Here is a 17,344-nt window from a genome sequence, read left to right as displayed (position 1 = left end):
AAAGTGCCGCCTGCGCGCTAAACAGCATGAAGGCAATCCGGCGACTTATTCGCTGGAGAGCAGATCCATGGTGTGTTTATCCATCATTTCCAATGCACGGCCACCGCCGCGAGCAACGCAGGTCAACGGGTCTTCGGCGACGATCACCGGCAGGCCGGTTTCCTGGGCCAGCAACTTGTCGAGGTCACGCAGCAAGGCGCCACCACCGGTCAGTACCAGGCCACGCTCGGCGATGTCGGAAGCCAGTTCCGGTGGCGATTGCTCCAGGGCGCTTTTCACGGCCTGAACGATGGTCGCCAGGGACTCTTGCAGAGCTTCCAGCACTTCATTGGAGTTCAGGGTGAATGCGCGTGGAACGCCTTCAGCCAGGTTACGGCCACGCACGTCAACTTCACGTACTTCGCCGCCCGGGTAGGCCGTACCGATTTCCTGTTTGATGCGCTCGGCGGTGGACTCGCCGATCAGGCTGCCGTAGTTGCGACGCACGTAGGTGATGATCGCTTCGTCGAAGCGGTCGCCGCCAACCCGTACGGATTCAGCGTAAACCACACCGTTCAGGGAGATCAGCGCGATTTCGGTGGTACCGCCACCGATATCGACCACCATCGAGCCGCGCGCTTCTTCAACCGGCAGGCCGGCACCGATCGCAGCGGCCATTGGCTCTTCGATCAGGAATACTTCACGGGCACCGGCACCGAGGGCCGATTCACGGATGGCGCGACGCTCAACCTGGGTGGACTTGCAAGGAACGCAGATCAGCACGCGAGGGCTAGGCTGCAGGAAGCTGTTTTCATGAACCTTGTTGATGAAGTACTGCAGCATCTTTTCGCAGACGCTGAAGTCGGCGATCACGCCGTCCTTCATCGGACGAATGGCAGCAATGTTGCCCGGCGTACGGCCCAACATGCGCTTGGCTTCGGTGCCGACAGCAACGACACTTTTCTGGTTACCGTGTGTCCGAATGGCCACAACCGATGGCTCATTCAGGACGATACCGCGCTCGCGCACGTAAATAAGGGTGTTGGCAGTGCCCAGGTCAATGGAAAGATCGCTGGAAAACATGCCACGCAGTTTCTTGAACATGGGAAAGGGACCCTAGGCAACGCGTGGGTAAAAAAGTGCGGCAAACTCTAACAACGACAGGGATTTTGGGCAAGGCGCCAATATGTTAAATTGGCCGCTTTTCTGTGCACCAAGCCCCACAATCGCGGCCTTATGACCGTAGAAGTGCGGTAGTGTTCCGACAATCTAACACACGGACGCCGTCCGTTTTGTTTTCCACTGGAGAATCCCAATGGCGCTTGAACGCTCCGACGTGGAAAAAATCGCTCATCTGGCCTGCCTTGGCCTTAATGATGCCGATCTTCCACACATCACTTCGGCCCTCAACAGCATTCTGGGGCTGGTCGACGAAATGCAAGCGGTCAATACCGACGGTATCGAGCCGCTGGCCCACCCACTGGAAGCCAGCCAGCGCCTGCGTGCAGACGTCGTGACCGAGACCAATAACCGCGAGGCCTACCAGTCCATCGCACCAGCGGTCGAAAACGGCCTGTACCTGGTTCCGAAAGTCATCGACTAAAGGGAAAGAGCCTGCAATGCATCAATTGACTCTGGCCGAGATCGCCCGCGGACTCGCCGATAAAAAGTTTTCCTCCGAAGAGCTGACAAAAGTCTTGCTGGCGCGCATCACCCAGCTCGATCCACAGCTCAACAGTTTCATCAGCCTCACCGAAGACCTGGCGCTGCAGCAGGCGAAAGCCGCCGACGCACGCCGCGCCAACGGTGAGAGCGGCGCCCTGCTCGGGGCACCGATCGCCCACAAGGATCTGTTCTGCACCCAGGGCATCCGCACCAGCTGCGGCTCGAAGATGCTCGACAACTTCAAGGCTCCGTACGACGCCACCGTCGTCGCCAAGCTGGCCGCTGCCGGGGCCGTGACCCTGGGCAAGACCAACATGGACGAATTCGCCATGGGCTCGGCCAACGAGTCGAGCTACTACGGCGCAGTGAAAAACCCGTGGAACCTGGAACACGTGCCGGGCGGTTCATCCGGTGGTTCGGCGGCCGCGGTGGCCGCTCGCCTGTTGCCTGCGGCCACCGGCACCGATACGGGCGGTTCGATCCGACAGCCAGCGGCGCTGACCAACCTCACCGGCCTGAAACCGACGTACGGTCGTGTCTCGCGCTGGGGCATGATCGCTTACGCCTCCAGCCTCGATCAGGGCGGCCCGTTGGCACGCACCGCCGAAGACTGTGCAATATTGTTGCAAGGCATGGCCGGCTTCGATCCGAACGACTCCACCAGCATCGATGAACCTGTGCCGGACTACAGCGCCAGCCTGAACGGTTCGCTGCAAGGCCTGCGTATCGGTGTGCCGAAGGAGTACTTCAGCGCCGGTCTCGACCCACGCATCGCCGATCTGGTCATGGCTAGCGTCGAAGCGTTGAAAAAGCTTGGCGCCGTGGTCAAGGAAATCAGCCTGCCGAACATGCAGCACGCCATACCTGCGTACTACGTGATCGCTCCGGCCGAAGCCTCTTCCAACCTGTCGCGCTTCGACGGCGTGCGTTTCGGCTACCGTTGCGCAGACCCGAAAAACCTCGAGGACCTGTACAAGCGTTCCCGTGGCGAAGGTTTCGGGGCTGAAGTGCAGCGCCGCATCATGGTCGGTGCCTACGCGCTTTCAGCCGGCTACTACGACGCCTACTACCTGAAGGCACAGAAGATCCGTCGCCTGATCAAGAACGACTTCATGGCGGCCTTCAATGAGGTCGACATCATCCTCGGCCCAACCACGCCGAACCCGGCCTGGAAGCTCGGCGCCAAGAACAGCGACCCAGTCGCTGCCTACCTGGAAGACGTCTACACCATCACCGCCAACCTCGCAGGTCTGCCGGGCTTGTCCATGCCAGCAGGTTTTGTCGATGGCCTGCCGGTCGGCGTGCAACTGCTCGCCCCGTATTTCCAGGAAGGTCGCCTGTTGAACGTTGCCCACCAGTATCAGCTCAACACTGACTGGCACACCCGCACCCCAACCGGCTTCTGAGGAGACACACATGCAATGGGAAGTCGTGATCGGGCTGGAGATTCACACCCAGCTCACCACCCGGTCGAAAATCTTTTCCGGTAGTTCCACCACCTTCGGTTCCGAGCCGAACACCCAGGCCAGCCTGATCGATCTCGGCATGCCAGGCGTATTGCCAGTGCTGAACCAGGAAGCGGTGCGCATGGCGGTGATGTTCGGTCTGGCGATTGACGCCGAGATTGGCCAGCACAACGTGTTCGCCCGTAAAAACTACTTCTATCCGGACCTGCCCAAGGGCTACCAGATCAGCCAGATGGAATTGCCGATCGTCGGCAAGGGCCACCTGGACATCGCCCTGGAAGACGGCACGGTCAAACGTGTCGGCATCACCCGCGCGCACCTTGAAGAAGACGCCGGCAAGAGCCTGCACGAAGAATTCAGCGGCGCCAGTGGCATCGACCTGAACCGTGCCGGCACGCCACTGCTGGAAATCGTCTCCGAGCCGGACATGCGCAGTGCCAAGGAAGCCGTGGCCTACGTCAAGGCGATCCACGCCCTGGTGCGTTACCTGGGCATCTGCGACGGCAACATGGCCGAAGGCTCGCTGCGTTGCGACTGCAACGTGTCGATCCGTCCCAAAGGCCAGGCCGAGTTCGGCACCCGCTGCGAAATCAAGAACGTCAACTCGTTCCGCTTCATCGAGAAGGCGATCAACAGCGAAGTCCAGCGTCAGATCGAATTGATCGAAGACGGCGGCAAGGTGATCCAGCAGACCCGCCTGTACGACCCGAACAAAGACGAAACCCGTCCGATGCGCAGCAAGGAGGAAGCCAACGACTACCGTTACTTCCCCGATCCGGACCTGTTGCCAGTGGTCATCGAAAACGCGTTCCTCGATGACGTGCGTGCCACCCTGCCTGAGTTGCCACCGCAGAAACGCGAGCGTTTCCAGGAGCAGTTCGGTTTGTCGGTCTACGACGCCAGCGTCCTGGCCACCAGCCGTGAGCAAGCCGACTACTTCGAGAAAGTCGCGAGCATCGGCGGCGACGCCAAGCTGGCGGCGAACTGGGTAATGGTTGAACTGGGCAGCCTGCTCAACAAGCAAGGCCTGGATATCGAACAATCGCCGGTTTCGGCCGAGCAACTGGGCGGCATGCTGCTGCGTATCAAGGACAACACCATCTCCGGCAAGATCGCCAAGGTTGTGTTCGAAGCCATGGCCAATGGCGAAGGCAGCGCGGACGAGATCATCGACAAGCGCGGCCTCAAGCAAGTGACCGACACCGGCGCAATCTCGGCGGTGCTGGACGAAATGCTCGCCGCCAACGCCGAACAGGTTGAACAGTACCGCGCGGCAGACGAAGCAAAACGCGGCAAGATGTTCGGCTTCTTCGTCGGCCAGGCCATGAAAGCCTCCAAAGGCAAGGCCAACCCGCAACAGGTCAACGAACTGCTCAAAAGCAAGCTCGAAGGCTGACCGCAATGGAGCCAGCATTCAAACCTGGCTCCATTTTTCTGTGGGAGCGAGTCTGCTCGCGAATGGGGTTTGGCACTCAATACAAAGTTGACTGTCAGATTGGCATTCGCGAGCAGGCTCGCTCCCACTTTTGTTTCGGGAAAACTTCTATGAAGCGTCTACTCGGCATCTGCGCCCTGTTCTCCCTGCTGGCTGGTTGCGCCAGCACCGATACCGTCGACCCACACGGCTACGACAAAACCGGTGTGGCCTCGTACTACGGCGCCCGGCACCAGGGCAAACGCACTGCCAGTGGCGAGCGTTTCGACAAGAATTCAATGACCGCCGCCCACCGCCAGCTACCCTTCGGCACGCGGGTGAAGGTCACCAATCTGAAAAACGACAGATCCTGCATAGTACGCATCAACGATCGCGGGCCACATACCCGCGGGCGCCTGATCGACCTGTCCCATGAAGCTGCTGAACGCCTGGGCATGCTCAAGAGCGGCACCGCACGGGTTCGCGTGCAAGCCCTCGACTGAACCACGGAGCCCCGACCATTTTCGGACTAGCCGACTTACCCCTGATCAGCGTGATCGAATTGCTCAGCGGGCTGGTGCTATTGATCGCCGGCGCCGAACTGATGGTGCGTGGGGCGGTGCGCCTGGCCGCGCGCCTGCATGTGCGACCGCTGATCATCGGCCTGACCATTGTTGCCCTCGGCAGCAGTGCACCGCAGATGGCCGTGAGCCTGCAAGCGACCCTGGCGCATAACGCCGACATCGCCGTTGGCAGCGTGATCGGCAGCAGCATTTTCAACATCCTCGTCACCCTAGGGTTGTCGGCGCTGATCATCCCGTTGCGGGTATCACGGCAACTGGTGCGCCTGGATATTCCGCTGATGATCGGCGCCAGCCTGCTGGTGTTCGTGCTGGCATGGAACGAAGAACTGACCCGCGCCGACGGTGTGATGCTGCTGGCGGCGCTGGTGCTGTACCTGGGTTTGCTGCTGCGCCAGTCGCGGCACTCGGCTCGCCCGCATTCGATCAATCCCGAAGGCACCCAGGCGCCGTGGGTCAGCAGCCTGCTGATGATCGTCAGCGGCCTGGCGATGCTGGTGTACGCCGGACATTTGCTGCTGGGCGCGGCGGTATCGGTGGCCACCGACCTCGGGCTGTCGGAGCGGATCATCGGCCTGACCATCGTCGCTGTCAGCACGTCGCTGCCGGAACTCGCCACCTCGTTGATCGCCGCGTTGCGGGGTGAACGGGAGATCGCCGTAGGCAACGTGATCGGCAGCAACCTGTTCAACCTCCTGGGCGTGCTGGGCCTGACCGCATTGATTGCGCCTGCGCCGCTGTCGGTGTCGCCCAACGCGCTGGATTTCGACCTGCCGGTGATGCTCGGCGTCGCCGTGTTATGCCTGCCGATGTTCTATTCCGGCTACCGCGTAACCCGCGTCGAGGGCCTGCTGTTTTTGGGCTTGTACCTGGCTTACGGGCTGCACGTGGTGTCGTTCACCACCGGCATGCCGCTGGCGGGCAAGCTTGAACACCTGATGCTGTTTTTCGTCCTGCCGGCGCTGGTGGCGTTCTTGCTGTTCACGTCGCTGCGCGCCTGGCGCCGCCAACATCACAAGAGGGAGTTGCCATGACCGAAAATAAAAAAACCGGCGTTGAAGTACGTCGCCAAGTAATGGGCGACGCCTTCGTCGACCGCGCGCTGGGCAACGCCACACAATTCACCCAGCCGCTGCAGGACTTCGTCAACGAACACGCCTGGGGCGGCGTGTGGAACCGTGAAGGCTTGCCATTGAAAACCCGCAGCCTGATCACCCTCGCCGCGCTGACCGCACTGAAGTGCCCGCAAGAGTTGAAAGGTCATGTACGTGGTGCTTTGAACAACGGTTGCACGGTGGATGAGATCCGTGAAGCGCTGCTCCATTGCGCGGTGTATGCCGGCGTACCGGCGGCGATCGATGCGTTTCGGGCGGCGCAGGAAGTGATCGATAGCTACCAGAAGCCTGAGTAAGCAGGTCCATAGTTTTCGCGAGCAGGCTCGCTCCCACAGTTGGAACGCATTCCCCTGTGGGAGCGAGCCTGCTAGCGAATGGATCTGAAAACCACCGCAAGTCCCAAGGCTAAATCCACCCACCCCACTGCAATAAAAAGATCCCGATGTTGGTGGTAACCGCCGCCATCAGCGTGGTGATGACGATAATCGCCGCCGCCAACTCATGATTACCGTCCGCCGCCCGGGCCATGACGAAACTGGCGGCCGCGGTCGGGCTGCCGAAATACAGAAACAGAATCCCCAGCTCCGCCCCACGAAACCCCCAGAGCCATGCACCCAGCGTCGCCAGTATGGGCAGGCCGAGCATTTTCACCAGGCTTGAACTGAGTGCCATTGAACCGCTTTTACGCATCGCCGCGAGCGACAGCGTGCCGCCGATGCAGATCAGTGCCAGTGGCAAGGTGGTTTGCGCCAGATACTGGCCTGACGTTTCCAGCCACCCCGGCAGGCTGATCTTAAAGTAGGCAAAGGGCGCCGCCGCGATCACGCTGATGATCAGCGGGTTGCTGACCACGCTTTTGCAGATGCTCCACGGGTCGGACTTGATCACCGGGCTGTACACCGCCAGCACGATGGTCGACAGCGTGTTGTAGAACAGAATCACCAGCGCCGCGAGGATCGCCCCGAGAGAAATCCCGTAGTCGCCATACATGCTTGCCGCCAGCGCCAGTCCGATCACCCCGTTGTTACCGCGAAAGGCGCCCTGGGTGTAGATCCCGCGGTCTTCGCGCGGACATTTGAGAATCGCCCAGCCCCAGGCAATGGCAAAACACGCCAGGGTCGCGAGGGAGAAATAGATCAGCAGCGCCGGTTGCAGCGCGGCATGCAAGTCGGCATGCAAAATGCCCAGAAACAGCAACGCCGGCATGGTGACGTTGAACACCAGGGCCGACGCAGTGTGGATGAAGTTATCGTTGATCCAGTCGATGCGCTTGAGCAACACCCCCAGAAACAGCATGGCGAACACCGGTGCGGTGATGTTCAGGGTTTCGAGGAAAATTGCCAGCATGCCGGAGAAGACCTTGAGGTGGGCGTCGTTAGGGGGCTAATGATAAGCCACCGAAGACATCGGCGTCTGGTTGACCACTATTCTGGCAGGCGATAAGTAATCTGTGGTGAGGGAGCTTGTTCCCGTTGGGTCGCGAATCGGCCCCAAAAGAGGGGACTCTACGCAGTCCAACGGGAGCAAGCTCCCTCGCCACAACTCAGGTGATCGGCGCCGGATTGAACAAGGTGATGTCATTGTGCAGTTTGTGTCGCTCCGACCAGGTCTGCTTCTTGCCGCTGGCCACGTCCAGGTAGTAGTGGAACAGCTCCCAGCCGAGGTCTTCGATTGAAGCGCGCCCGGTAGCGATGCGCCCGGCGTCGATATCGATCAAGTCCGGCCAGCGTTGCGCCAGTTCGGTCCGGGTCGACACTTTCACCACCGGCGCCATGGCCAGCCCGTAAGGCGTGCCGCGACCGGTGGTGAACACGTGCAGGTTCATCCCCGCCGCCAGCTGCAACGTCCCGCAGACAAAGTCGCTGGCCGGAGTCGCGCAGAAGATCAGGCCTTTTTCCTTGAACCGCTCACCAGGACCGAGCACGCCGCTGATCGCGCTGCTGCCGGACTTGACGATCGAGCCCAGAGACTTCTCGACAATGTTCGACAACCCGCCCTTCTTGTTGCCCGGTGTGGTGTTGGCGCTGCGGTCAGCTTCCCCCTTGGCCAGGTAACGGTCGTACCAGTCCATTTCCCGCACCAGTTGCTGCGCGACTTCCTTGGTTTGCGCGCGGGAGGTCAATAGGTAGATCGCGTCGCGCACTTCGGTCACTTCGGAGAACATCACCGTCGCACCGGCGCGCAGCAACAAGTCAGAGGCATAGCCCAGGGCCGGGTTGGCGGTGATTCCGGAAAACGCATCGCTACCGCCGCACTGCATGCCCAGGATCAGCTCGGACGCCGGCACCGTTTCCCGACGGCGTTGATCGAGCTTCTTCAGACGTACTTCAGCCAGCGCCATGATCTGCTCGATCATCTCGGTAAAACCGTGACTGGCATCCTGCAAGCGATACAGCCATGGCTCGCTCAGATCCACCGAGCTGTCGTCCTCGTGCATCACCTGTCCGGCCTGCAATTTCTCGCAACCCAGGCTGATCACCAACGCCTCGCCCCCCAGGTTCGGGTTGCGCGCAAGATTGCGCACGGTGCGGATCGGGATGTACGCGTCAGTGGCGGTGATCGCCACGCCACAGCCGTAACTATGGGTCAACGCCACCACGTCATCGACGTGCGGGTAGTTGGGCAACAGCTCATCCTTGATGCGCTTGACCGCGTGATCCAGCACGCCGGTCACGCATTGCACCGTGGTGGTAATACCAAGAATGTTGCGCGTGCCGACGGTGCCGTCGGCATTGCGATAACCCTCGAAGGTGAAGCCTTCCAGCGGTGCCTGTGCGGCCGGCACCTCGGTGGACATCGGCAGGCTGTCCAGCGGTGGCGCGGTCGGCATGCGCAGTTGATCTTCCTTGACCCAGCTGCCGCGCGGAATCGGCTGCAACGCATAGCCAATGGTCTGGCCATAACGGATGACCTGCCCACCCTCGGGAATGTCTTGCAGGGTGACCTTGTGACTCTGCGGCACGAAGTCCACGGTGACCAGCCCATCGGCGAACGCGGTGCCGGCCGGTACGCCCTGGTCGTTGACCACGATCACGACGTTGTCCCGCTCGTGCAGGCGGATGTAGCGCGGCGAGTCGGAATGTTCTATCAACTGCATGACGCCGCTCCTCAGGAATGCGCTTGAGACATTTTGCTGTTGGTTTCAGGGCCGCTGACCGGCGGTTCCTTGAGTACCACGCGTTTGATCGGACCGACGATGACCAGATAGCTGAACACCGCGACCAGTGCGTTGCAACCGACGAACACCAGTGCCCATTTGAACGAACCAGTGGAGCTGATGATGTAGCCAATGACGATCGGCGTGGTAATCGACGCCAGGTTACCGAAGGTGTTGAACAGGCCACCGCTCAGACCCGCAATCTGTTTTGGCGAGGTATCGGATACCACGGCCCAGCCCAGTGCGCCCACGCCTTTGCCGAAGAACGCCAGGGCCATGAAGCCAACGACCATCCATTCAACGTCCACATAGTTGCAAGCCACAATGCTGCTCGAAACCAGCAGGCCGACAATGATCGGCGCCTTGCGGGCGAAGGTCAGGGAATGCCCATTGCGCAGCAGGTAATCAGAAATCACCCCACCGAGCACCCCACCGATAAAGCCGCAGATCGCCGGCAACGAGGCAATGAAACCGGCTTTGAGGATGGTCATTCCACGCTCTTGCACCAGGTACACCGGGAACCAGGTCAGGAAGAAGTAAGTAATGCCGTTGATGCAATACTGGCCCAGATACACGCCCAGCATCATGCGGTTGGTCAGCAACTGGCGGATGTAGTCCCACTTCGGACCATCGGATTTTTTGCCCTTGGCCTGATCCATGTCGACCATGCCGCCGTTATCGGCGATGTGCTTGAACTCGGCGTCATTGATCATCGGGTGTTCGCGCGGACCGTAGATCACCTTCAGCCAGATCAGCGAGAAGACGATACCGAGGATACCCATGACAATGAACACGTGCTTCCAACCGAAGGCATAGACGATCCAGCCCATCAACGGTGCGAACAACACGGTGGCGAAGTATTGCGCCGAGTTGAAGATCGCCGAGGCGGTGCCGCGTTCAGCGGTAGGAAACCAGGCTGCGACAATGCGGGCGTTGCCGGGAAAGGACGGCGCTTCGGCCAGGCCCACCAGGAAGCGCAGCATGAACAGCGCCACCACTGCCGTGGACATGCCGAACTCACCGACAAAGCCTTGCAGCACGGTGAACAGCGACCAGGTGAAAATGCTCAGTGCATAGATTTTTTTCGAACCGAAACGGTCCAGCAACCAGCCGCCGGGAATTTGCCCGGCCACGTAGGCCCAACCGAATGCAGAGAAGATATAGCCGAGAGTGACCGCGTCAATGCCGAGGTCTTTTTGCAGGCTGGAGCCGGCGATTGCGATGGTAGCCCGGTCGGCGTAGTTGATCGTGGTCACCAGAAACAGCATGAGCAGGATCAAATAGCGGACGTGAGTCGGCTTCTGGGTCGATTGCATGTAGATGTACTCCCACAAATTATTTTTATGCGCGGGTGAATCTTCTTCAGTCTTTTGGGGGAGCTGGCTTGCCAGCGATGCGGGCACCCGGTCGTTCAGTCGCACCGCAGTGATGTCATCGCTGGCAAGCCAGCTCCCACAGGTATTGCCTGGATCAGGAGCCGATGTAGCTGGTCTTCACGACCGTATAGAACTCTTGCGCATAGCGGCCTTGCTCACGTGATCCATAGGATGAACCTTTACGCCCACCGAACGGAACGTGGTAATCCACGCCGGCGGTCGGCAGGTTGACCATCACCATCCCGGCCTGGGAGTGGCGCTTGAAGTGGTTGGCGTACTTCAACGACGTCGTGGCAATGCCCGCTGACAGACCGAACTCGGTGTCGTTGGCCATGGCCAGCGCAGCGTCGTAATCGGCCACGCGGACGATGTTGGCCACCGGACCAAAGATCTCTTCGCGACTGATACGCATCGACGCTTCGCTGTCGGCAAACAGGGTCGGCGCGAGGAAGTAACCCTCAGTGTCGCAGGTCACCAGAGCACCGCCACTGACCAGACGCGCGCCTTCGGACTGGCCGATGTCGATGTACTTCATGTCCTGTTCAAGCTGCGCCTGGGAAACCACCGGACCGATGTCGGTGCCAGCCTTCAACGCATGGCCGACCTTGATCGACTTCATGCGCTCGGCCATGGCTTCGACGAACTTGTCGTGAATCCCGGCGGTGACGATCAAGCGGCTGGAGGCCGTGCAACGCTGGCCGGTGGAGTAGAACGCACTCTGCACGGACAGCTCGACCGCTTGTTTGAGGTCGGCGTCGTCAAGAATGATCTGCGGGTTCTTGCCGCCCATTTCCAACTGGACTTTTGCCTGACGCGAGACGCAGCTGACAGCGATCTGACGACCGACACCCACCGAGCCGGTGAAGCTGATGCCGTCGACTTTCGGGTTGTTGACCAGCGCTTCGCCCACCACGCGGCCACTGCCCATCACCAGGTTGAACACACCGGCCGGGAAGCCTGCGCGGGAAATGATTTCCGCCAGCGCCCAGGCGCAACCTGGCACCAGGTCCGCAGGCTTGAGTACCACGCAGTTGCCGTAGGCCAGGGCCGGGGCGATTTTCCACGACGGGATGGCGATCGGGAAGTTCCACGGCGTGATCAAGCCAACCACACCCAGGGCTTCGCGAGTGACTTCAACGTTGACACCCGGACGGACCGACGGCACGTAGTCGCCAGACAGGCGCAGGCACTCACCAGCGAAGAATTTGAAGATGTTGCCGGCGCGGGTCACTTCGCCGATGGCTTCCGGCAGGGTCTTGCCCTCTTCCCGGGCCAGCAGGGTGCCGAGTTCCTCGCGACGAGCGAGAATTTCAGTGCCGACTTTATCCAGGGAATCGTGACGCGCCTGAATACCGGACGTGGACCACGCTGGGAATGCGGCACGGGCGGCGTCGATGGCGGCGTTGACCTGGGCCAGGTCAGCCTTGGCGTAGTCGCCGATGTTGTCGCTCAGTTCGGATGGGTTGATGTTGGCCGAGTAATCGGCACCGGCGACCCATTCACCGTTGATGTAGTTGTCGTAGCGCTTTGTCACTGGACGGCCCTCGAAACGAAAAGCTTCACGCAAAAGGCCGCTGAATACTCAGCGGCCTCGTTTAATCGGTTGTGTTACTGCGCACCTTGCTTGTCGATCAGCGCGGCGAGCATTTCGTACTCTTCGCCGGTCAGGTCGGTCAGCGGTGCACGCACAGGACCTGCGTCATAGCCGGCAATTTTTGCCCCGGCCTTGACGATGCTCACGGCGTAACCGGCCTTGCGGTTACGGATATCCAGGTACGGCAGGAAGAAGTCGTCGATGATCTTGCCGACAGTGGCGTGATCTTCACGGGCAATGGCGTGGTAGAAGTCCATCGCGGTTTTCGGGATGAAGTTGAACACCGCCGAGGAGTAGACCGGTACGCCCAGCGCCTTGTAAGCCGCGGCGTAGACTTCAGCGGTCGGCAAACCACCCAGGTAGCTGAAGCGATCACCGAGGCGGCGACGGATCGATACCATCAACTCGATATCGCCCAGGCCATCCTTGTAACCGATCAGGTTCGGGCAGCGCTCGGCCAGACGTTCCAGCAGCGGTGCGGTCAGGCGGCAGACATTTCGGTTGTACACCACGACGCCGATGTTGACCGATTTGCACACCGCTTCAACGTGCGCGGCAACGCCGTCCTGGCTGGCTTCGGTCAAGTAGTGCGGCAGCAGCAACAGACCTTTGGCGCCCAGGCGCTCGGCTTCCTGCGCGTACTCGATGGCCTGGCGTGTCGAACCACCGACACCCGCCAGAATCGGCACGCTGGTAGCGCAAGTGTCGACGGCAGTCTTGATGATTTCCGAGTATTCACTGGCCGCCAGGGAGAAGAACTCACCGGTGCCGCCCGCGGCGAACAGAGCCGAGGCGCCGTAAGGGGCCAGCCATTCCAGACGCTTGATGTAGCCAGCGCGGTTGAAATCGCCCTGGGCATTGAAATCGGTGACCGGGAAAGACAGCAGACCGGAAGAAAGGATGGACTTCAGTTCTTGTGGATTCATTATTCGAACACCCAGGGTTGCGACGTTGTGTGAGAAGACCGTTCAGCTCTGCGCTGAAGTTGTAGGTCATCGTACAACTTAAAATACAACCGTCAACTGCATTTCATCGCAGATGGGGTAAATTGTTGGACAAGGCGGATTAAGAGCCCAGTTTCATGGGCCCTCTGCCCAAGAAATTTGTGTCTTGCTAGAGATACGTTGTCGGAAGATTGAGTCTGGTAACCCGGGATTGACTGAAAATTTTGTGGCGTCACTTGCGATCCTTTCGCGAACAAGCTCGCTCCCACATTGGATCACCGGCGAACACAACAGTGCGAACCACCACGATCAACTATGGGAGCGAGCCTGCTCGCGAAGAGTGCCTGACCGGCAATGGATCACTCCAGCCAACGTCTTCTAGAGGGAAGTGCCGCTTATCGGAACTGTTATTTTTAACAGTTCCCGACATCGCTGCCTCGGTGGATAAGTATTTCACAAGCCAGGGGCCGGCCTCTGCCGTACTCATCATGGCCTTATAGAAGGAGCTTTTGTCATGGCCAATCCAGCGCCGATGTTGAATGTCCCAACCACCGGCTCTCCTGCACAAGCGGAAATAGATATCTCCACCTTCAGTGGGCCGCTGGTGCTCACCATCTCAGATAACGCAACGCTCCCTCCGGAAGGAAGGGTGTACGCAATCCTGGGCGATCCGGAAAATCCCGATTTGACCGGTGACGAGGTCCGCGCAGGCAGCTATGTACAGCCACCGCCGCCGGCAGAACCGGATGAGGGCGAATTTAAACAAGACAAAAACCTGACGGTCGAGATTTCCAAAGCACAACTGCAAAAGTTTGCCGGCCGAACAGTGGAATTACGCTACCAAGGAACAGGAGAGTCTGGCCTTGCCTATAACTCGGAGCATATTTTACTGACGATCAAGTGAGCCAGCACGCTGTCGTGCACTGGGGCCGGCCACCCGGCTCCGCGTCACAGTCTGGTTACGACGCCTTATAGGGAGATTCAGTCATGCCTTTACCCCGCACCTAATCTCGACCCCAATGCCACGAGCTCCACGACTCAACCTTTTGAGGTGAAGCTGTCCCAACTCAAGGGCAATCTGAAAGCCACCGTTCCGTCTTCGAACTATCTGCCGCCCGGTAATAAATCAAGGCGAGCATAAAAGCCACCGGCAAACTTCTTGGCGAACAGACGTGAATACAGCCCCCCCAAATTATCTGTTCCCCCTTGCGGTGCTCATACAGAACGTGAACAGCGAGATAAAACTGGGTTACATCGTGCCTGATGAAAGCGGCGAAAATTCGTCAGAACCGATCACCATCAAGGTCATCGTCTAGTCTCAGCCCCGCTGCGCCTCAGCCTCTTCATGGGCATGACGCAACCGCTCACGGCTGTTGGTCAGGTGCAGGCGCATCGCCGCGCGGGCGGCGTCGGAGTCCTGGCGGGCGATGGCATCGTAGATTTCTTCGTGCTCGCGGCTCAGGCGATTCATGTAGTGCTGCTGATCGTCATGGGCCAGTCGCGCGGAGTTGAGGCGGGTGCGCGGAATGATGCTGGTGCCCAGGTGGGTCATGATGTCAGTGAAGTAGCGGTTGCCGGTGGCCAGCGCAATCTGCAGGTGGAACTGGAAGTCCGAGGCCACGGCATCACTGGCGTGGGAGACACTTTCATTCAACGCATCCAGCGCGGCACGCATCAACGCCAACTGCTCGGGGCTGCGACGCTGCGCGGCCAGACCGGCGGACTCCACTTCCAGGCTGATGCGCAGCTCCAGAATGGCCAGCACGTCACGCAAGGTGACCACGGTGGCCGGGTCGATGCGGAAACCGCTCGGGCTCGGCGTGTCGAGCACGAAGGTGCCGATGCCGTGGCGGGTTTCCACCTGCCCCGCCGCCTGCAATCGGGAAATCGCTTCGCGCACCACCGTGCGGCTGACACCATGGGCATCCATGATCGCCGACTCGGTGGGCAACTTGTCGCCCCGCTTGAGGTGACCGTCGCGGATCTGCTCGGACAGCACCGTCACCAGTTCCTGAGCGAGGCTGCGGCGCTTGCGAGGGAGGCGTGGTGCGTCGTTCGGGTTTTCCATGGTGAACATCTGTCTCGAAAAATTCGGCTGAAACCGCATCATAGCTCAACGCGGTTGTACGATCACCCCACTCCCTGCAGGAGCAAAGCTTGCCCGCGATGGCCGTTACGCGGTCTCCGACTGAGGACCGCGTCATCGTTCATCGCGAGCAAGCTTTGCTCCTGCAGGATTGTGGTGCTCAGGCAGTCACGGCCTGGTCCACCAAATGCCCGTTCTCGATACGAACGTGCCGCGGATGGAAGCGTTTGAGGCTGCTGCGATGGCCGACGCTGACGATGCTCAACCCCGGCAACTCATCGATCAGCGCCTGATACAGCGACGCTTCGTCTTCCTCATCCATCGCCGAGGTCGCTTCGTCCATGTACAACCACTGCGGCGCATACAGCAGGGCGCGGGCAAAGGCCAGGCGTTGCTGCTCACCAGGCGAGAGCATGCGCTGCCAGTGATTGGCCTCATCGAGACGTGCCACCAAATGCGGTAAACGGCAGGTTTCCAGGACGTGCACATAGCGCTCGTTCGTGTAGGTATCACCGGCTTGTGGATAACTCAGCGCCTCACGCAGGGAACCGATCGGCAGATATGGTTTCTGCGGCAGGAACAGGTAACGCGCGGCGGGCAGGCGAATGCTGCCGTGCCCCGCCGGCCACAGATGCCCCATCGCCCGCAGCAGGGTCGACTTGCCGCTGCCGGAACGACCGCTGAGCATGACACGTTCGCCTTTCTCCACGTTCATGTCGGCATTGGTCAGCAGATGGCGTCCGTCAGACAGATCCAGGCCCAGGTTGTGGATATTCAAGGCATCCCCCTGGTTCTGCACATCGATGGCCAACACTCGCTGCTCGTTATCATCCATGGCCTGGCGAAAACTCAACAGGCGATCACAGGTGGCGCGCCAAGAAGCAAGGTTCTGGTACGCCGTGATAAACCAGCTGAAGCTTTCCTGCACGTTGCCAAACGCTGAGCTGATTTGAATCAGCTCACCGAGTTCGATTTTTCCTGCGAAAAAACGCGGCGCGGCCACCATGAAGGGAAAGATGATGGCAGCCTGATTGTATCCCGAGGTAAAGAATGTCAGACGCTTGGACACCTTCATGATGTCCCAGAAGTTGTGCCAGACCATTGCGAAGCGACCGCTCAACCGACGATTTTCATTGGGCTCGCCGTTGTACAAGGCAATGCTTTCGGCATTCTCGCGGATCCGCACCATCGAGAAACGCAGGTCAGCTTCAAAACGTTGTTGTTGGTTGTTCAGACCGATCAAGCGGCGACCAATCAGATGCGTCAGCCAACTGCCCACCACGGCATAAACCAGTACGCACCAGAACATGTAGCCGGGAATGGTAAAACCGAATACTTCGAGGCTACCCGACACCCCCCACAGAATGATCGAGAACGACACCAGGCTGACTATGTTGCGCAGCAAACCAATCCCCAGCTCCAACGTGTTCGACGTGAAACTGTTGAGATCTTCGGAAATCCGCTGGTCCGGGTTATCGGTGTACCCGCCCTGCTCCAACTGGTAGTAATTCTTGCTGCCAAGCCAACGGGTGAAATGCTTTTCCGTGAGCCAGGCTCGCCAGCGAATCGTTAACATCTGAGTCAGGTAGAGCCGATACACGGCCCCCACAATAGCCAACGCCGCAATCCCGCAGAAATATAAGATCAGCCGCCAGAATGCGGCTTCGTCCTTTTGCTGCAAGGCGTTGTAAAAATCCTTGTACCAACTGTTGAACCACACAGAGAGCCCTACGCTCAACAGCGATAGCGCGATCACGGCGATCAATAGCGTCCAGGCCTTGCCCTTCTCCTCGCTACGCCAGTAAGGCGTGGTCATCGCCCAGACCTTGCGAAAAAACTGCCCGCGCACGGCATCGTTGACCGCGGAATATTCAGCGTTCTGATTCATGGAAAAGGCTCGATAAAGAAAAGTACAGGCACGAACCGATCATAGATGATCGGTCCGGTTTGTCGCGAGGAGTGGCCCG

At 59.8% G+C, this 17,344-nt stretch carries 15 protein-coding genes; 7 read left to right on the top strand and 8 right to left on the bottom strand.

Features of this window, described 5'->3' with window-relative positions:
* Positions 1-45: 45 nt before the first annotated feature.
* Positions 46-1,083, bottom strand: a complete 1,038-nt coding sequence (gene mreB / locus AC07ZE_RS04840) for a rod shape-determining protein MreB (RefSeq protein WP_002555108.1) — start codon at positions 1,081-1,083, stop codon at positions 46-48.
* Between the two features lie 211 nt (positions 1,084-1,294).
* Here mreB and gatC point away from each other — a divergent pair, with 211 nt between their 5' ends.
* From gatC to AC07ZE_RS04810, 6 genes are all read left to right on the top strand, one after another.
* Positions 1,295-1,582: an Asp-tRNA(Asn)/Glu-tRNA(Gln) amidotransferase subunit GatC gene (gene gatC, locus AC07ZE_RS04835; protein ID WP_007976465.1), complete on the top strand. Its 288-nt coding sequence runs from the start codon at positions 1,295-1,297 to the stop codon at positions 1,580-1,582.
* 16 nt (positions 1,583-1,598) lie between these two features.
* On the top strand, positions 1,599-3,050 hold the full coding sequence (gene gatA / locus AC07ZE_RS04830) for an Asp-tRNA(Asn)/Glu-tRNA(Gln) amidotransferase subunit GatA (RefSeq protein WP_207261798.1): 1,452 nt from the start codon (positions 1,599-1,601) through the stop codon (positions 3,048-3,050).
* A 10-nt stretch (positions 3,051-3,060) separates the two neighbouring features.
* Positions 3,061-4,506, top strand: coding sequence for an Asp-tRNA(Asn)/Glu-tRNA(Gln) amidotransferase subunit GatB (gene gatB / locus AC07ZE_RS04825; RefSeq protein ID WP_207261796.1), 1,446 nt, complete (start codon positions 3,061-3,063; stop codon positions 4,504-4,506).
* Positions 4,507-4,655: 149 nt separating this feature from the next.
* Positions 4,656-5,027, top strand: coding sequence for a septal ring lytic transglycosylase RlpA family protein (locus AC07ZE_RS04820; RefSeq protein ID WP_207261794.1), 372 nt, complete (start codon positions 4,656-4,658; stop codon positions 5,025-5,027).
* A 50-nt stretch (positions 5,028-5,077) separates the two neighbouring features.
* On the top strand, positions 5,078-6,139 hold the full coding sequence (locus AC07ZE_RS04815) for a calcium/sodium antiporter (RefSeq protein ID WP_207261792.1): 1,062 nt from the start codon (positions 5,078-5,080) through the stop codon (positions 6,137-6,139).
* Positions 6,136-6,516 carry a carboxymuconolactone decarboxylase family protein gene (locus AC07ZE_RS04810; RefSeq protein ID WP_207261786.1) on the top strand — a complete coding sequence of 127 codons (381 nt, stop codon included), beginning with the start codon at positions 6,136-6,138 and terminating at the stop codon, positions 6,514-6,516. The genes AC07ZE_RS04815 and AC07ZE_RS04810 overlap by 4 nt, the downstream gene beginning before the upstream one ends.
* Positions 6,517-6,625: 109 nt before the next feature.
* On the opposite strand, the gene AC07ZE_RS04805 is transcribed toward AC07ZE_RS04810, so the two are convergent.
* The 5 genes from AC07ZE_RS04805 to kdgD all read right to left on the bottom strand — a co-directional run bounded on the left by AC07ZE_RS04805 (position 6,626) and on the right by kdgD (position 13,273).
* The gene (locus AC07ZE_RS04805; protein WP_095193930.1) at positions 6,626-7,567 is read right to left on the bottom strand and encodes an AEC family transporter; all 942 of its coding nucleotides are present in this window, start codon (positions 7,565-7,567) and stop codon (positions 6,626-6,628) included.
* Positions 7,568-7,763: 196 nt separating this feature from the next.
* The gene (garD, locus tag AC07ZE_RS04800; protein ID WP_207261785.1) at positions 7,764-9,317 is read right to left on the bottom strand and encodes a galactarate dehydratase; all 1,554 of its coding nucleotides are present in this window, start codon (positions 9,315-9,317) and stop codon (positions 7,764-7,766) included.
* An 11-nt stretch (positions 9,318-9,328) separates the two neighbouring features.
* Positions 9,329-10,693, bottom strand: coding sequence for an MFS transporter (locus tag AC07ZE_RS04795; protein WP_207261784.1), 1,365 nt, complete (start codon positions 10,691-10,693; stop codon positions 9,329-9,331).
* A 154-nt stretch (positions 10,694-10,847) separates the two neighbouring features.
* On the bottom strand, positions 10,848-12,287 hold the full coding sequence (locus AC07ZE_RS04790; protein ID WP_207261783.1) for an aldehyde dehydrogenase family protein: 1,440 nt from the start codon (positions 12,285-12,287) through the stop codon (positions 10,848-10,850).
* Between the two features lie 74 nt (positions 12,288-12,361).
* A complete protein-coding gene (gene kdgD, locus AC07ZE_RS04785; protein ID WP_007976489.1) occupies positions 12,362-13,273 on the bottom strand; it encodes a 5-dehydro-4-deoxyglucarate dehydratase in 912 nt (303 codons plus the stop codon).
* Between the two features lie 532 nt (positions 13,274-13,805).
* Between kdgD and AC07ZE_RS04780 the strand changes: the two genes are divergently transcribed.
* Positions 13,806-14,195 (top strand): hypothetical protein, encoded by a 390-nt coding sequence (locus AC07ZE_RS04780; RefSeq protein WP_207261782.1) that lies wholly within the window; start codon positions 13,806-13,808, stop codon positions 14,193-14,195.
* Positions 14,196-14,609: 414 nt separating this feature from the next.
* Here the strand turns inward: AC07ZE_RS04780 and AC07ZE_RS04775 are convergent, their stop codons facing one another.
* Positions 14,610-15,359, bottom strand: a complete 750-nt coding sequence (locus tag AC07ZE_RS04775; protein ID WP_175391458.1) for a FadR/GntR family transcriptional regulator — start codon at positions 15,357-15,359, stop codon at positions 14,610-14,612.
* 178 nt (positions 15,360-15,537) lie between these two features.
* Positions 15,538-17,265 carry an ABC transporter ATP-binding protein/permease gene (locus tag AC07ZE_RS04770; RefSeq protein WP_207261781.1) on the bottom strand — a complete coding sequence of 576 codons (1,728 nt, stop codon included), beginning with the start codon at positions 17,263-17,265 and terminating at the stop codon, positions 15,538-15,540.
* Between the last annotated feature and the right edge of the window lie 79 nt (positions 17,266-17,344).

The sequence above is a fragment of the Pseudomonas sp. GW101-3H06 genome (genome assembly GCF_059424605.1).
The sequence above is the reverse complement of the archived record's forward strand: the minus strand, read 5'-3'. Positions and strand labels throughout refer to the sequence as shown.

Coding starts and splice junctions, on each gene's coding strand:
- garD (WP_207261785.1), bottom strand. CDS start 9,317: ATGCAGTTGATAGAACATTCCGACTCGCCGCGCTACATCCGCCTGCAC.
- AC07ZE_RS04795 (WP_207261784.1), bottom strand. CDS start 10,693: ATGCAATCGACCCAGAAGCCGACTCACGTCCGCTATTTGATCCTGCTC.
- gatC (WP_007976465.1), top strand. CDS start 1,295: ATGGCGCTTGAACGCTCCGACGTGGAAAAAATCGCTCATCTGGCCTGC.
- gatA (WP_207261798.1), top strand. CDS start 1,599: ATGCATCAATTGACTCTGGCCGAGATCGCCCGCGGACTCGCCGATAAA.
- kdgD (WP_007976489.1), bottom strand. CDS start 13,273: ATGAATCCACAAGAACTGAAGTCCATCCTTTCTTCCGGTCTGCTGTCT.
- AC07ZE_RS04775 (WP_175391458.1), bottom strand. CDS start 15,359: ATGGAAAACCCGAACGACGCACCACGCCTCCCTCGCAAGCGCCGCAGC.
- AC07ZE_RS04780 (WP_207261782.1), top strand. CDS start 13,806: ATGGCCAATCCAGCGCCGATGTTGAATGTCCCAACCACCGGCTCTCCT.
- mreB (WP_002555108.1), bottom strand. CDS start 1,083: ATGTTCAAGAAACTGCGTGGCATGTTTTCCAGCGATCTTTCCATTGAC.
- AC07ZE_RS04820 (WP_207261794.1), top strand. CDS start 4,656: ATGAAGCGTCTACTCGGCATCTGCGCCCTGTTCTCCCTGCTGGCTGGT.
- gatB (WP_207261796.1), top strand. CDS start 3,061: ATGCAATGGGAAGTCGTGATCGGGCTGGAGATTCACACCCAGCTCACC.
- AC07ZE_RS04810 (WP_207261786.1), top strand. CDS start 6,136: ATGACCGAAAATAAAAAAACCGGCGTTGAAGTACGTCGCCAAGTAATG.
- AC07ZE_RS04805 (WP_095193930.1), bottom strand. CDS start 7,567: ATGCTGGCAATTTTCCTCGAAACCCTGAACATCACCGCACCGGTGTTC.
- AC07ZE_RS04770 (WP_207261781.1), bottom strand. CDS start 17,265: ATGAATCAGAACGCTGAATATTCCGCGGTCAACGATGCCGTGCGCGGG.